This window comes from Corallococcus praedator, from assembly GCF_003612125.1.
GTDB lineage: Bacteria > Myxococcota > Myxococcia > Myxococcales > Myxococcaceae > Corallococcus > Corallococcus praedator.
Genome location: NZ_RAWI01001380.1, coordinates 1 through 393, shown reverse-complemented (window position 1 = coordinate 393; position 393 = coordinate 1). Strand labels below are relative to the sequence as shown.

The 393-nt window shown below is 70.5% G+C and carries 1 protein-coding gene; it reads right to left on the bottom strand.

Going from position 1 to position 393, the window contains the following annotated elements:
* Positions 1 to 393, bottom strand: a 393-nt coding sequence (locus tag D7Y13_RS44545) for a UDP binding domain-containing protein (protein WP_279637226.1), incomplete at both ends; no start/stop codon positions are given.

Below are 393 nucleotides of genomic sequence, written 5' to 3'. Positions count from 1 at the left end.
GTAGTAGTCCCAACCCGCCTGCCGCCAGGCGGCACTGTCCAGGCAGTTCCGTCCGTCGACGACGACCTTCCCGGTGGTGAGCGAGGCGGCGTGCACGGGGTCGAGCTCGCGCCGGTACTGGTCCCACTCGGTCACCACCAGGACGGCGTCGGCGCGGCAGAGGGCCTCATCGAGATCGTTGACGTAGTTCAGCTGGGGATGCCGCTTGCGGGCGTTGTCCAGCGCGGCCGGGTCGGTCACGGTGACCCAGGCGCCGAGTCCGTGCAACCGGACAGCGGCGTCCAGCGCCGGCGAGTCGCGGACGTCGTCCGAGTGCGGCTTGAAAGCAGCCCCCAGCACCGTGATGTTCCGCTTGTACGCCGACCCGCCCAGCGCCTCCACCGTCAGCTGGAC